The sequence below is a fragment of the Bacteroides sp. AM23-12 genome (assembly GCF_003434395.1).
Taxonomy (GTDB): Bacteria; Bacteroidota; Bacteroidia; order Bacteroidales; family Bacteroidaceae; genus Bacteroides; species Bacteroides thetaiotaomicron.
In genome coordinates this window covers 278,281-291,686 of the sequence record NZ_QTLF01000006.1, presented here as the reverse complement: position 1 = coordinate 291,686, position 13,406 = coordinate 278,281, and the positions used below count along the sequence as shown (strand labels likewise).

Genomic DNA, 13,406 nt, shown 5'->3' with positions numbered 1-13,406 from the left:
CGTAACAGTGGGAGAGTAGGTAGCCGCCATTTTTAGAGAAGCCCTTCTGGTATTTCTACCGGAAGGGCTTTATTGTTTTTTGTCCTTCTGAAATTTGTGACATCATTTTTAACAGCAATAATCCTCATAATACCTATTAAAAAAGTGAATATTTACTGGTAATTTGTATGTTATGAGGATATTTATTTGTATCTTTGTCGCCCGAATTGTAATCTAACGATTTAAAAAAGAGAGAAGCTTTGGGAAAGTTTGATAAATACAAAATTGATTTGAAAGGCATGCAAACAGACTCTGCTAAGTATGAGTTTGTTTTGGATAACCTTTACTTCGCCCACATTGATGGTCCTGAAGTTCAGAAAGGAAAAGTAAATGTTACTTTGACTGTGAAAAGAACCTCTCGTGCTTTCGAACTGAGCTTTCAGACAGACGGTATAGTATGGGTACCATGCGACCGTTGCCTGGACGAAATGGAGCTACAGATCACTTCGTCTGACAAACTGATGGTGAAGTTTGGACATGAATATGCAGAGGAAGGCGACAACCTGATTGTGATCCCTGAAGAAGAGGGAGAAATCAACGTTGCATGGTTCATGTATGAATTCGTTGCACTCTCTATCCCAATGAAGCATGTGCATGCTCCGGGTAAGTGCAACAAAGCTGTTACTAGCAAGTTGAGCAAGCATCTCAAAACAGATGCCAATGAAGATAGCGATGAAGTCTTCGAAACAGGTGGAGATGATATCGTAGTTGAGGAGGAAATGGAGGAACAAATTGATCCCCGTTGGAATGAATTAAAAAAAATATTAGATAATAATTAAAGTTTTAAGAAAATGGCACATCCTAAGAGAAGACAATCAAAAACAAGAACAGCAAAGAGAAGAACTCATGATAAGGCAGTAGCTCCTACATTGGCTATTTGTCCGAATTGCGGAGAATGGCATGTTTATCACACTGTATGTGGCGCATGTGGTTACTACAGAGGTAAGCTCGCTATCGAAAAAGAAGCAGCTGTATAATTAGTACAGTATACTCAAGACAGCCGAGGGGGAAAACTCTCCGGCTGCTTTAAGTATTATAGTATCGCTAATTTAAAATAGGTTTGATGGAAAAAATAAATGCAGTAATCACAGGAGTTGGAGGATATGTACCCGATTATATCTTGACTAATGAAGAGATATCAAAAATGGTAGATACCAACGATGAATGGATTATGACTCGTATTGGAGTAAAGGAAAGACATATTCTGAATGAGGAAGGATTAGGTAGCTCATACATGGCACGCAAAGCTGCCAAGCAGTTGATGAAGAAGACCGGAGCCAATCCTGACGATATTGATTTGGTTATTGTTGCTACTACTACTCCTGACTATCACTTCCCTTCTACAGCTTCTATTCTTTGCGATAAACTCGGACTGAAAAACGCATTTGCTTTCGATTTGCAGGCCGCTTGTTGCGGTTTCCTGTATTTGATGGAAACAGCTGCTAACTTCATTCGTTCGGGAAGATATAAGAAAATTATCATTGTCGGTGCCGATAAGATGTCGTCAATGGTTAACTATACAGATCGTGCTACATGCCCTATCTTTGGTGACGGTGCCGCTGCTTTTATGATGGAGCCCACTACGGAAGATTTAGGTGTTATGGATTCGATATTGAGAACTGATGGTAAAGGCCTGCCTTTCCTCCACATGAAAGCTGGTGGTTCGGTTTGTCCTCCGTCTTATTTCACTGTAGACAATAAAATGCACTATCTGCACCAGGAAGGAAGAACAGTGTTCAAATATGCGGTTTCAAGTATGTCGGATGTATCGGCTGCAATTGCAGAAAAGAATGGTCTGACTAAAGATACTATTAACTGGGTGGTTCCCCACCAGGCGAATGTACGTATCATTGAAGCTGTGGCTCATCGCATGGAACTCCCGATGGATAAAGTGTTGGTGAACATTGAGCATTATGGTAACACAAGTGCCGCTACGCTTCCTCTGTGTATCTGGGATTTTGAGGATAAACTAAAGAAAGGTGATAACATTATATTTACAGCATTCGGCGCCGGATTTACATGGGGTGCGGTTTATGTAAAATGGGGTTATGACGGAAAAAAGGAATCGTAACGTAAGTTACTGAATTATAACACAAAAAACGCATCCTATTTCGATTCGATGCGTTTTTTTGTCTCAACCAATAAAATAAAGAGAAATGCATAAAGCAGGTTTTGTAAACATCGTAGGGAATCCGAATGTCGGAAAGTCGACATTGATGAATGCTTTGGTGGGAGAACGTATATCAATTGCTACCTTCAAAGCGCAGACTACCCGTCACCGAATTATGGGAATTTATAATACGGATGATATGCAGATTGTTTTTTCTGATACTCCGGGAGTATTGAAACCTAACTATAAGTTGCAGGAGTCGATGCTGAACTTCTCAACCTCTGCATTGACAGATGCGGATGTACTGCTTTATGTGACTGACGTGGTGGAGACGCCCGATAAGAATAATGAGTTTATGGGAAAGGTGCGTCAGATGACGGTTCCTGTCCTGTTGCTTATCAACAAAATAGACCTTACGGATCAGGAGAAGCTGATCAAACTGGTCGAAGAGTGGAAGGAGTTGCTTCCGCAGGCTGAGATTATCCCTATTTCCGCCGCATCCAAGTTTAATGTAGACTATGTGATGAAGCGTATTCAGGAACTGTTGCCTGATTCTCCTCCTTATTTCGGCAAAGATCAGTGGACGGATAAGCCTGCCCGTTTCTTTGTGAATGAGATTATCCGTGAAAAGATTCTGCTATATTATGATAAGGAAATCCCTTATTCGGTGGAAGTAGTAGTGGAAGAATTTAAAGAGGAAGCGAAAAAAATACATATCCGGGCAGTGATTTATGTGGAACGTGATTCACAAAAAGGAATCATTATCGGCAAGCAGGGAAAAGCATTGAAAAAAGTAGCTACCGAAGCACGCCGGGAATTGGAACGTTTCTTTGGAAAGACGATTTTCCTGGAAACTTATGTGAAGGTTGATAAAGATTGGCGTAGTTCGGATAAGGAACTGCGGAACTTTGGTTATCAGTTAGATTAAGAGTATTCATGCGACTGGGATAGTCGTGAAAAACAAGGTATTGAGCTATGAATAATTTAGTTGCAATTGTAGGACGTCCTAATGTGGGCAAGTCTACCTTATTTAACCGTCTGACGAAAACTCGTCAGGCAATTGTGAATGAAGAAGCGGGTACAACCCGTGACAGACAGTATGGCAAGTCCGAATGGCTGGGCCGTGAGTTCTCCGTGGTAGATACCGGCGGATGGGTAGTGAACTCTGACGATATCTTTGAAGAGGAAATCCGGAAGCAAGTATTGCTGGCTGTGGAGGAAGCAGACGTTATTCTGTTTGTAGTGGATGTGATGAACGGAGTGACTGACCTGGATATGCAGGTTGCGACTATCTTGCGACGTGCTAACAGCCCGGTGATTATGGTTGCCAACAAGACGGATAATAATGAATTACAATATAACGCTCCTGAGTTTTATAAATTAGGATTGGGCGATCCGTATTGTATCTCTGCTATCACCGGAAGTGGTACAGGTGATTTGATGGACTTGATCGTCAGCAAATTCAATAAAGAGACTTCGGAAATTCTGGATGATGATATTCCCCGCTTTGCTGTAGTAGGACGCCCGAATGCAGGAAAATCCTCTATTGTAAACGCGTTTATCGGAGAAGACCGTAACATTGTAACGGAGATCGCCGGAACAACCCGTGACTCTATTTATACTCGTTACAATAAATTCGGATTTGATTTTTATCTGGTAGATACAGCCGGTATCCGTAAAAAGAATAAGGTGAACGAGGATTTGGAATACTATTCGGTAGTCCGTTCGATTCGTTCGATTGAAAACGCGGATGTCTGTATTTTGATGCTTGATGCTACAAGAGGTGTTGAAAGCCAGGATTTGAATATTCTTTCTTTGATTCAGAAAAATCAGAAGGGGCTGGTAGTCGTGATTAATAAGTGGGACCTGATAGAGGATAAAACGGCGAAAATGATGAAGGAGTTTGAAGCGACTATCCGTTCACGTTTTGCTCCCTTTGTGGATTTCCCGATTATATTTGCTTCTGCATTGACCAAACAGCGTATCCTGAAAGTGCTTGAAGAAGCCCGTAACGTGTATGAAAACCGTACGACGAAGATACCGACTGCCCGTCTGAACGAAGAGATGCTTCCGTTGATTGAGGCATATCCACCCCCCTCCAATAAAGGTAAATATATCAAGATCAAATATATCACGCAGTTGCCGAATACACAAGTGCCTTCATTTGTATATTTCGCCAATTTGCCGCAGTATGTGAAGGAACCGTACAAACGTTTCCTGGAAAATAAAATGCGTGAGAAGTGGAATCTGACCGGTACACCGATCAATATTTATATCCGACAGAAGTAAAAGGTATATTCGTATAAATAAAAAGAAATTGCCCGGCAATATTTCATTGCCGGGCAATTTCTTTTTATTTATGAGGATTATTCGTCTTTATTTAACTGGAAGTCCTTACGGCGCAAAACGAAACTGTTACTTAAGTATTTTTCACGCACGATCTTGTTTTCTGCCAATTCTTCCGGTGTTCCCTGAAACAGGATCTTGCCTTCGAACAGCAGATAAGCGCGGTCAGTGATACTTAATGTTTCCTGCACATTGTGGTCGGTAATCAGGATACCGATGTTTTTATCCTTCAGCTTCCACACAATCTGCTGAATATCTTCTACTGCGATAGGGTCTACTCCGGCAAACGGTTCATCGAGCATAATGAACTTCGGGTCGATGGCAAGACAACGGGCGATTTCCGTACGACGGCGTTCACCTCCGGACAACTGGTTACCCTTGTTCTTGCGTACCTTCTGAAGGCGGAACTCAGCGATCAGACTTTCGAGCTTGTCTTTTTGATAATCTTTGGGCTTATTGGTCATTTCGAGTACAGAAGCGATATTGTCTTCTACACTCATCTGACGGAATACGGAGGCTTCCTGTGCAAGGTATCCGATACCTGTCTGCGCCCGTTTGTATACTGGAAACTTGGTTATCTCAAGGTCGTCGAGGAAGATTCGTCCTTCATTAGGAGTGATCAGTCCTACGGTCATATAGAATGAAGTCGTCTTACCGGCACCGTTCGGTCCCAGCAAACCCACAATTTCACCTTGCTTCACGTCGATGGATACATGGCTTACAACGGTTCGTTTACCGTACTTCTTAACCAGGTCTTCCGTGCGAAGCACCATCTTGCTTTCTTCCATATTCTAGTTATTTTGCGGCAAATGTAGTAAAAATAAGCTGAAATAATGTACATTTGCAGACAAATAGTGTGAGTTATGATAAAAGCATTGAGAACTGTCGGACGATATATCATGCTGATGGGACGTACTTTTTCCCGTCCCGAGCGTATGCGTATGTTTTTCCGGCAATACCTTAACGAGATGGAGCAACTGGGTGTGAACTCCATCGGCATCGTGTTGTTGATTTCGTTTTTCATCGGCGCGGTGATTACTATTCAGATAAAATTGAATATTGAAAGTCCATGGATGCCTCGCTGGACAGTGGGATATGTGACTCGTGAAATTATGTTGCTGGAGTTCTCCTCTTCTATTATGTGTTTGATTCTGGCGGGAAAGGTAGGCTCGAACATTGCTTCAGAACTGGGAACGATGCGGGTGACGCAGCAGATTGACGCACTTGAAATAATGGGTATAAATTCCGCCAATTATCTGATACTACCCAAAATAACGGCCATGGTAACTGTGATTCCTGTATTGGTGACGTTTAGTATTTTTGCCGGTATCATCGGTGCTTTTTGTACCTGTTGGTTTGCCGGTGTGATGAATGCGGTCGATCTGGAATATGGATTGCAGTATATGTTTGTCGAATGGTTTATCTGGGCGGGTATCATAAAATCCCTTTTCTTTGCCTTTATTATTGCAAGTGTTTCTGCCTTTTTCGGTTATACGGTAGATGGTGGTTCCATTGCTGTAGGAAAGGCTTCTACGGATGCTGTGGTAAGCAGTAGTGTGTTGATTCTGTTTGCAGATTTGGTATTAACTAAACTTTTGATGGGATGATTGATATTAGAGGACTTTATAAATCATTTGAGGATAAAACGGTATTGAGTGATATCAATGCGTCTTTTGAGAATGGAAAGACAAACCTGATTATCGGTCAGAGCGGCTCCGGTAAAACGGTCTTAATGAAATGTATCGTAGGCTTGCTTACTCCTGAAAAAGGAGAAGTGCTGTATGACGGACGTAACCTTGTCCTGATGGGGAAGAAGGAGAAAAAGATGCTTCGTAAGGAGATGGGGATGATTTTCCAGAGTGCGGCGCTTTTTGACTCCATGTCGGTGCTGGATAATGTAATGTTCCCGCTGAATATGTTTAGCAACGATACACTGCGTGACCGTACCAAGCGTGCCATGTTTTGTCTGGAACGTGTGAATCTGACCGAGGCGAAAGATAAATTTCCGGGTGAAATCAGTGGTGGGATGCAGAAGCGTGTGGCCATTGCCCGTGCTATCGCATTGAATCCGCAGTACCTGTTCTGTGACGAACCGAACTCCGGGCTGGACCCCAAAACGTCATTAGTTATTGACGACTTGATTCATGACATCACTCAGGAGTATAACATGACGACTATCATCAATACCCATGACATGAATTCTGTGCTGGGAATCGGTGAGAAAGTGATTTATATTTATGAAGGACATAAAGAATGGGAAGGGACGAAAGATGATATCTTCACTTCTACCAATGAACGGCTGAATAACTTTATCTTTGCTTCGGACCTGCTTCGTAAAGTGAAGGATATGGAAGTGCAGAATATGGAAGGCTGACGGAAAAGTAAATAGAAGGACATAAAAAAACTTCTGTCATCATGTGGCAGAAGTTTCTTTTTTTTCTTAGCTATATTAGCGTCGGCAATTAAGCTCTGGGTCTAGCTTCTTTAACTACCATTGTACGGCCCATGTACTCTGCACCGTTCAATTCTGCGATTGCTTTAGCAGCTGCTGCATCGTCTTCCATTTCGATGAAAGCAAATCCTTTGGATTTACCGGTTTCACGATCCATAACTACTTTAACTGATGATACTGCTCCGTAATCTTCCATCACTTGTTGCAGATCTCCTTCCTTAACACGGTAGTTAAGGTTTCCAACATAAATGTTCATAATGAAAATGATAAAAAAATAAATAAATGAATAAAACTCTCTGGATAGATGGTTACTAATAAAAAGATTAAAACGACAGAGAGTTTACAAATGCGTTTTCGAAACAGAAGTAAAAACCTTGTAATCAAATCGAGAAACTAATGGTCCATCAATCCGCAGCAAAGAAAAGAATAATTTTTGGATTGACCATCTTTTTCTTACTTTAATTTGCAGGTAACGAGAAAAAAAGAAGGATGCGTGGCTAGTGAACCGCTGCCTGTCATGCAATTGTCACTTGGATATTCCAAAATAGATGCGAAATAAATCTGCAATGTCTTTTGAAAATTGAAAGATTAGCACTAATTTTGCACCCTCGTTTGAGTTAGAACAAAGTATAAATCAAATAAATAATTGTCAGAATGAACGTTTCATTACAAAACATTGACAAAGTAAGCGCACAGCTTACTGTGAAGCTTGAGAAAGCCGACTATCAGGAAAAAGTAGACAAATCGTTGAAATCATTCCGTCAGAAGGCACAAATGCCGGGATTCCGTAAAGGAATGGTTCCGATGAGCCTGGTTAAGAAGATGTATGGTAAATCAGTGATTGCAGAAGAAGTGAATAAGGTACTGCAAGAAGCTGTTTACAACTATATTAAAGAAAATAAGGTGAACATGCTGGGCGAACCGTTGCCTAACGAAGAAAAACAGCAGGTTATCGACTTCGATACAATGGAAGAATTCGAGTTTGTGTTCGATATCGCTCTGGCACCTGAATTCAAAGCTGAAGTAAGCGCTAAAGATAAAGTGGATTACTATACGATCGAAGTATCGGATGAAATGATCGAAAACCAGGTGAAGATGTATACTCAGCGCACTGGTAAATACGACAAAGTGGACGTTTACGAAGATAACGACATGCTGAAAGGTCTGTTGGCTCAGCTGGACGAAGAAGGTAATACGAAAGAAGGCGGTATTCAGGTAGAAGGTGCAGTATTAATGCCTTCTTATATGAAGAACGACGATCAGAAAGCTATCTTTGCTAATGCAAAAGTAAATGATGTACTGGTATTCAACCCGAATGTTGCTTACGACGGACACGCTGCTGAACTTGGTTCTCTGTTGAAGATCGACAAGGAAATCGCTAAGGATGTGAAGTCTGACTTCAGCTTCCAGGTAGAAGAAATCACTCGTTTCGTACCGGGTGAACTGACTCAGGAAGTATTTGACCAAGCATTTGGTGAAGGTGTAGTGAAGACTGAAGAAGAATTCCGCGCTAAGATCAAAGAAGAAATCGCAGCAAGATTTGTTGCTGACAGCGATTATAAATTCCTGATCGACATTCGTAAAGTGATGATGGACAAAGTAGGTAAGCTGGAATTCTCTGATGCATTGCTGAAACGTATCATGTTGCTGAACAACGAAGAAAAAGGCGAAGAATATGTAGCTGAAAACTACGATAAGAGTATCGAAGAACTGACTTGGCACCTGATCAAGGAACAGCTGGTAGAGGCAAACGATATCAAAGTAGAGCAGGAAGATGTGCTGAAGATGGCGAAAGAAACTACCAAAGCACAGTTCGCTCAATACGGAATGTTGTCTGTCCCCGAAGATGTACTTGATAACTATGCACAGGAAATGTTGAAGAAGAAAGATACTATTAACAACCTGGTAAGCCGCGTAGTGGAAGTAAAGTTGGCTGCAGCTTTGAAAGCTCAGGTCACTTTGGAGAACAAGAACGTTTCTATGGAAGAATTCAATAAAATGTTTGAATAATCGTTCGGTTGAATAGAACATAAAGTCACAGAAACACAGAGTTTTTATAAAATTATAACTCTGTGTTTTTTTGTGTCTATGTGTTCTTTTTCGTTTCTTTGCACTTACGTTTATAATAAATTTAATTAGAAAGGAACAATAACATGGATGATTTTAGAAAATACGCAACCAAGCATTTAGGAATGAATGGCATGGTGCTGGACGATGTGATTAAATCGCAAGCCGGGTATTTGAATCCCTATATTCTCGAAGAGAGACAGCTGAATGTAACTCAGCTCGATGTATTCTCCCGACTGATGATGGATCGCATTATTTTTCTGGGTACACAAGTAGATGACTATACGGCAAACACGCTTCAGGCGCAGTTGCTCTATTTGGACTCTGTAGACCCGGGTAAGGATATCTCTATCTATATCAATTCTCCGGGTGGTAGTGTATATGCCGGACTGGGTATTTACGATACCATGCAGTTTATTTCAAGTGATGTTGCTACTATCTGTACAGGTATGGCTGCTTCGATGGCTGCTGTATTACTGGTAGCCGGTGCCGAAGGCAAACGTTCTGCATTGCCGCATTCACGTGTGATGATTCACCAGCCGATGGGCGGTGCGCAGGGACAGGCTTCAGATATTGAAATCACAGCCCGTGAAATTCAGAAATTGAAGAAAGAACTTTATACGATCATCGCCGATCATTCGCACACTGACTTTGATAAGGTATGGGCCGATTCGGACCGTGATTACTGGATGACAGCTCAGGAAGCGAAAGAATACGGAATGATTGATGAAGTATTGATTAAAAAATAAAAATGGCTGATTCAAAGACAAAGAAAAAGTGTAGCTTCTGTGGTCGGTCGGAGAATGAAGTCGGATTCCTGATCACAGGAATGAACGGCTATATCTGCGACAGCTGCGCTACCCAGGCTTATGAGATTACTCAGGAAGCACTGGGCGAAGGCAGAAAAAGGGCCGGAGCTACCAAACTCAACTTAAAAGAACTGCCCAAACCGGTAGAAATAAAGAAATTCCTCGATCAGTACGTAATCGGACAGGATGATGCGAAGCGCTTTCTTTCCGTATCGGTTTACAACCATTATAAGCGTCTTTTGCAGAAAGACAGCGGTGATGATGTAGAGATTGAAAAATCAAACATTATCATGGTGGGTAGTACCGGAACCGGGAAAACATTGCTGGCACGTACTATTGCCAAGTTGCTTCATGTTCCGTTTACGATTGTAGACGCTACGGTATTGACGGAAGCCGGTTATGTCGGTGAAGATATTGAAAGCATTCTGACCCGTTTGCTTCAGGTGGCAGACTATAATGTGCCGGAGGCTGAGCAAGGAATTGTGTTTATCGATGAGATAGACAAGATCGCCCGCAAAGGAGACAATCCTTCTATCACTCGCGACGTAAGTGGAGAAGGGGTGCAGCAAGGTTTGCTGAAATTGCTTGAGGGATCGGTGGTGAACGTTCCTCCCCAGGGAGGCCGTAAGCATCCCGACCAGAAAATGATTCCGGTGAATACCAAGAACATTCTCTTTATCTGTGGTGGTGCTTTCGATGGTATTGAAAAGAAAATCGCCCAACGGCTGAATACGCATGTGGTAGGATATACCGCATCGCAAAAAACGGCAGTGATCGATAAGAATAATATGATGCAGTACATTGCTCCTCAGGATTTGAAGTCATTCGGACTGATTCCCGAAATTATCGGTCGTCTTCCGGTGCTGACTTATCTGAACCCGCTGGACCGCAATGCACTCCGTGCTATTCTTACCGAACCGAAAAACTCTATCATCAAGCAATATATCAAGTTGTTTGAAATGGATGGTATCAAGCTGACATTTGAAGATTCTGTTTTCGAATATATCGTTGACAAGGCTGTAGAATATAAGTTAGGTGCCCGCGGGTTGCGTTCTATTGTGGAAACAATCATGATGGATGTCATGTTTGAAATCCCTTCAGAGAGCAAAAAAGAGTATAAGGTAACGCTGGATTATGCAAAACAACAGCTGGAAAAAGCGAATATGGCAAGGCTGCAAACTGCTTAATATCAAATAGTAAGGCTATTAAAAATGATTGTTTCTGTTTTTTCTTGAAAATATTAGTCGTATTTTGCTTGGTAATTACGAAGTTGTTTATAACTTTGTTTGGCTCTCTTGCAATGGAGGGCTTTACTTAAAGTTAAACCATGAACTGAATAAAACAACCTAAGTTAAGATGGCAGGGAAGATTAATTTAACAGATGAACTGAAAAAGTATTTCGGATTTAATAAGTTCAAGGGAAACCAGGAAGCAATCATTCAGAACTTGCTTGATGGTAAAGATACCTTTGTGCTAATGCCTACCGGTGGCGGAAAATCTTTATGCTATCAGTTACCTTCGCTCTTGATGGAAGGTACGGCAATTGTTATTTCTCCGCTCATTGCGTTGATGAAGAATCAGGTGGATGCAATGCGCAATTTCAGTGAAGAGGATGGCATCGCCCATTTTATAAATTCTTCATTAAATAAAGGCGCAATAGACCAAGTAAGGTCTGACATCCTTGCCGGAAAAACAAAATTGCTATATGTGGCTCCTGAGTCATTGACAAAGGAAGAAAACGTAGATTTTTTGCGTTCGGTGAAAATATCGTTCTATGCGGTAGACGAAGCTCATTGTATTTCCGAATGGGGGCATGACTTCCGTCCGGAGTATCGGCGAATTCGTCCGATCATTAACGAAATAGGGAAAGCTCCCTTGATTGCGCTTACTGCAACAGCAACACCGAAGGTACAGCACGATATCCAGAAAAATCTGGGGATGGTGGATGCACAGGTTTTCAAATCTTCGTTCAACCGTCCGAACCTTTATTATGAGGTACGCGCAAAGACTAACAATATTGATAAAGATATCATCAAGTTCATCAAGAACAACTCGGAAAAGTCGGGCATTATCTATTGCCTGAGTCGGAAGAAAGTAGAGGAACTTGCTGAAATTCTTCAGGCAAACGGAATAAACGCGCGTCCTTATCATGCAGGTATGGACTCAATGACGAGAACGAAAAACCAGGATGATTTCCTGATGGAAAAGGTGGAAGTGATTGTGGCTACCATCGCTTTTGGTATGGGAATCGACAAGCCGGATGTACGGTTTGTGATCCATTATGATATCCCGAAGAGTCTGGAAGGGTATTATCAGGAGACTGGACGTGCCGGTAGAGACGGTGGCGAAGGTCAGTGCCTGACCTTTTATACAAACAAAGACTTGCAGAAACTGGAAAAGTTCATGCAAGGAAAACCTGTGGCAGAACAGGAAATTGGCAAGCAGCTTCTGTTGGAAACCGCTGCTTATGCCGAATCTTCCGTGTGCCGGCGCAAGACATTGCTGCATTATTTCGGTGAAGAATATACGGAAGAAAATTGTGGAAATTGTGACAACTGTTTAAACCCTAAAAAACAAGTGGAGGCTCAAGAGTTATTATGTGCCGTGATTGAAGCGATTATCGCGGTGAAAGAAAATTTTAAGGCAGATTATATCATAGACATACTACAAGGTAGAGAAACGTCGGAAGTACAGGCTCACCTACACGAAGACCTCGAAGTGTTCGGTTCGGGTATGGGCGAAGAAGACAAAACATGGAATGCAGTGATCCGGCAAGCTTTGATTGGCGGTTACTTGAGCAAAGATGTGGAGAATTATGGTCTCTTGAAAGTGACGGAAGAGGGGCATAAGTTCCTGAAGAAGCCAAAATCATTCAAGATTACTGAAGATAATGATTTTGAAGAAACGGAAGAAGAAGTACCTGCACGTGGCGGTGGCTCTTGTGCGGTAGACCCGGCTCTTTATTCAATGCTGAAGGATCTACGGAAGAAGCTGTCCAAGAAACTGGAAGTTCCTCCTTATGTCATTTTCCAGGATCCGTCTTTGGAAGCAATGGCTACCATCTACCCGGTGACATTGGATGAACTGCAGAATATTCCGGGCGTAGGTGCCGGAAAGGCGAAACGCTATGGTGAAGAGTTCTGTAAACTGATCAAACGTCATTGCGAAGAGAATGAAATCGAACGTCCGGAAGATTTACGTGTACGTACGGTTGCCAATAAGTCAAAGATGAAGGTGGCTATCATTCAGGCTATCGACCGTAAAGTGGCGCTGGACGATATCGCTCTTTCCAAAGGAATCGAGTTTGGTGAACTGCTGGATGAAGTGGAAGCAATCGTTTACTCCGGAACTAAACTGAATATTGACTACTTCCTGGAAGAAATTATGGATGAAGATCATATGCTCGATATCTATGATTACTTCAAGGAATCTACGACAGACAAGATTGATGATGCTCTTGACGAACTGGGCGATGAATTTACCGAAGAGGAAGTCCGACTGGTGAGAATCAAGTTCATCTCTGAAATGGCTAATTAAAAAAGCGAAAAAAATAGGCGTGCAGGTATGCTGTTTTGAATAAAAA

Annotated in this window: 13 protein-coding genes; 11 read left to right on the top strand and 2 right to left on the bottom strand. The window is 42.0% G+C overall.

The window, feature by feature from the left end:
* The first annotated feature begins 239 nt into the window (after window positions 1–239).
* The 5 genes from DW640_RS08945 to der all read left to right on the top strand — a co-directional run bounded on the left by DW640_RS08945 (window position 240) and on the right by der (window position 4,438).
* Window positions 240–818 carry a DUF177 domain-containing protein gene (locus DW640_RS08945; RefSeq protein WP_055298847.1) on the top strand — a complete coding sequence of 193 codons (579 nt, stop codon included), beginning with the start codon at window positions 240–242 and terminating at the stop codon, window positions 816–818.
* A gap of 12 nt (window positions 819–830) precedes the next feature.
* The gene (gene rpmF, locus DW640_RS08940) at window positions 831–1,016 is read left to right on the top strand and encodes a 50S ribosomal protein L32 (RefSeq protein WP_002562387.1); all 186 of its coding nucleotides are present in this window, start codon (window positions 831–833) and stop codon (window positions 1,014–1,016) included.
* A gap of 86 nt (window positions 1,017–1,102) precedes the next feature.
* Window positions 1,103–2,110 (top strand): beta-ketoacyl-ACP synthase III, encoded by a 1,008-nt coding sequence (locus tag DW640_RS08935; protein ID WP_008760764.1) that lies wholly within the window; start codon window positions 1,103–1,105, stop codon window positions 2,108–2,110.
* 85 nt (window positions 2,111–2,195) lie between these two features.
* On the top strand, window positions 2,196–3,077 hold the full coding sequence (era, locus tag DW640_RS08930; protein WP_008760765.1) for a GTPase Era: 882 nt from the start codon (window positions 2,196–2,198) through the stop codon (window positions 3,075–3,077).
* A gap of 47 nt (window positions 3,078–3,124) precedes the next feature.
* Window positions 3,125–4,438 carry a ribosome biogenesis GTPase Der gene (gene der / locus DW640_RS08925; RefSeq protein ID WP_008760766.1) on the top strand — a complete coding sequence of 438 codons (1,314 nt, stop codon included), beginning with the start codon at window positions 3,125–3,127 and terminating at the stop codon, window positions 4,436–4,438.
* Between the two features lie 77 nt (window positions 4,439–4,515).
* On the opposite strand, the gene lptB is transcribed toward der, so the two are convergent.
* Window positions 4,516–5,283 (bottom strand): LPS export ABC transporter ATP-binding protein, encoded by a 768-nt coding sequence (lptB, locus tag DW640_RS08920; RefSeq protein WP_008760767.1) that lies wholly within the window; start codon window positions 5,281–5,283, stop codon window positions 4,516–4,518.
* Between the two features lie 75 nt (window positions 5,284–5,358).
* Between lptB and DW640_RS08915 the strand changes: the two genes are divergently transcribed.
* Together DW640_RS08915 and DW640_RS08910 are read left to right on the top strand one after the other, a co-directional pair.
* The gene (locus DW640_RS08915) at window positions 5,359–6,102 is read left to right on the top strand and encodes an ABC transporter permease (protein ID WP_008760768.1); all 744 of its coding nucleotides are present in this window, start codon (window positions 5,359–5,361) and stop codon (window positions 6,100–6,102) included.
* Window positions 6,099–6,869, top strand: a complete 771-nt coding sequence (locus DW640_RS08910; RefSeq protein ID WP_008760769.1) for an ABC transporter ATP-binding protein — start codon at window positions 6,099–6,101, stop codon at window positions 6,867–6,869. Before DW640_RS08915 ends, DW640_RS08910 begins: the two co-directional genes overlap by 4 nt.
* An 88-nt stretch (window positions 6,870–6,957) precedes the next feature.
* Here DW640_RS08910 and DW640_RS08905 read toward each other — a convergent pair whose 3' ends face one another.
* Complete coding sequence (locus DW640_RS08905; protein ID WP_004297160.1) at window positions 6,958–7,203, bottom strand: RNA-binding protein; 246 nt, start codon at window positions 7,201–7,203, stop codon at window positions 6,958–6,960.
* Between the two features lie 398 nt (window positions 7,204–7,601).
* On the opposite strand from DW640_RS08905, the gene tig reads away from it, so the two are divergent.
* The 4 genes from tig (at window position 7,602) to recQ (ending at window position 13,360) form a co-directional block, all read left to right on the top strand.
* Complete coding sequence (gene tig / locus DW640_RS08900; protein WP_008764110.1) at window positions 7,602–8,957, top strand: trigger factor; 1,356 nt, start codon at window positions 7,602–7,604, stop codon at window positions 8,955–8,957.
* Between the two features lie 143 nt (window positions 8,958–9,100).
* Window positions 9,101–9,763: an ATP-dependent Clp endopeptidase proteolytic subunit ClpP gene (clpP, locus tag DW640_RS08895; protein ID WP_004297164.1), complete on the top strand. Its 663-nt coding sequence runs from the start codon at window positions 9,101–9,103 to the stop codon at window positions 9,761–9,763.
* Between the two features lie 2 nt (window positions 9,764–9,765).
* The gene (clpX, locus tag DW640_RS08890) at window positions 9,766–11,010 is read left to right on the top strand and encodes an ATP-dependent Clp protease ATP-binding subunit ClpX (protein WP_008760771.1); all 1,245 of its coding nucleotides are present in this window, start codon (window positions 9,766–9,768) and stop codon (window positions 11,008–11,010) included.
* Window positions 11,011–11,179: 169 nt separating this feature from the next.
* Window positions 11,180–13,360, top strand: coding sequence for a DNA helicase RecQ (recQ, locus tag DW640_RS08885; RefSeq protein WP_008764112.1), 2,181 nt, complete (start codon window positions 11,180–11,182; stop codon window positions 13,358–13,360).
* The last annotated feature ends 46 nt before the right edge of the window (window positions 13,361–13,406 follow it).

Bases quoted from the DNA above. Each gene is read 5' to 3' on its own strand.
- rpmF (WP_002562387.1), top strand. From the start codon at position 831: ATGGCACATCCTAAGAGAAGACAATCAAAAACAAGAACAGCAAAGAGA.
- DW640_RS08935 (WP_008760764.1), top strand. From the start codon at position 1,103: ATGGAAAAAATAAATGCAGTAATCACAGGAGTTGGAGGATATGTACCC.
- era (WP_008760765.1), top strand. From the start codon at position 2,196: ATGCATAAAGCAGGTTTTGTAAACATCGTAGGGAATCCGAATGTCGGA.
- der (WP_008760766.1), top strand. From the start codon at position 3,125: ATGAATAATTTAGTTGCAATTGTAGGACGTCCTAATGTGGGCAAGTCT.
- lptB (WP_008760767.1), bottom strand. From the start codon at position 5,283: ATGGAAGAAAGCAAGATGGTGCTTCGCACGGAAGACCTGGTTAAGAAG.
- DW640_RS08915 (WP_008760768.1), top strand. From the start codon at position 5,359: ATGATAAAAGCATTGAGAACTGTCGGACGATATATCATGCTGATGGGA.
- DW640_RS08910 (WP_008760769.1), top strand. From the start codon at position 6,099: ATGATTGATATTAGAGGACTTTATAAATCATTTGAGGATAAAACGGTA.
- DW640_RS08905 (WP_004297160.1), bottom strand. From the start codon at position 7,203: ATGAACATTTATGTTGGAAACCTTAACTACCGTGTTAAGGAAGGAGAT.
- tig (WP_008764110.1), top strand. From the start codon at position 7,602: ATGAACGTTTCATTACAAAACATTGACAAAGTAAGCGCACAGCTTACT.
- clpP (WP_004297164.1), top strand. From the start codon at position 9,101: ATGGATGATTTTAGAAAATACGCAACCAAGCATTTAGGAATGAATGGC.
- clpX (WP_008760771.1), top strand. From the start codon at position 9,766: ATGGCTGATTCAAAGACAAAGAAAAAGTGTAGCTTCTGTGGTCGGTCG.
- recQ (WP_008764112.1), top strand. From the start codon at position 11,180: ATGGCAGGGAAGATTAATTTAACAGATGAACTGAAAAAGTATTTCGGA.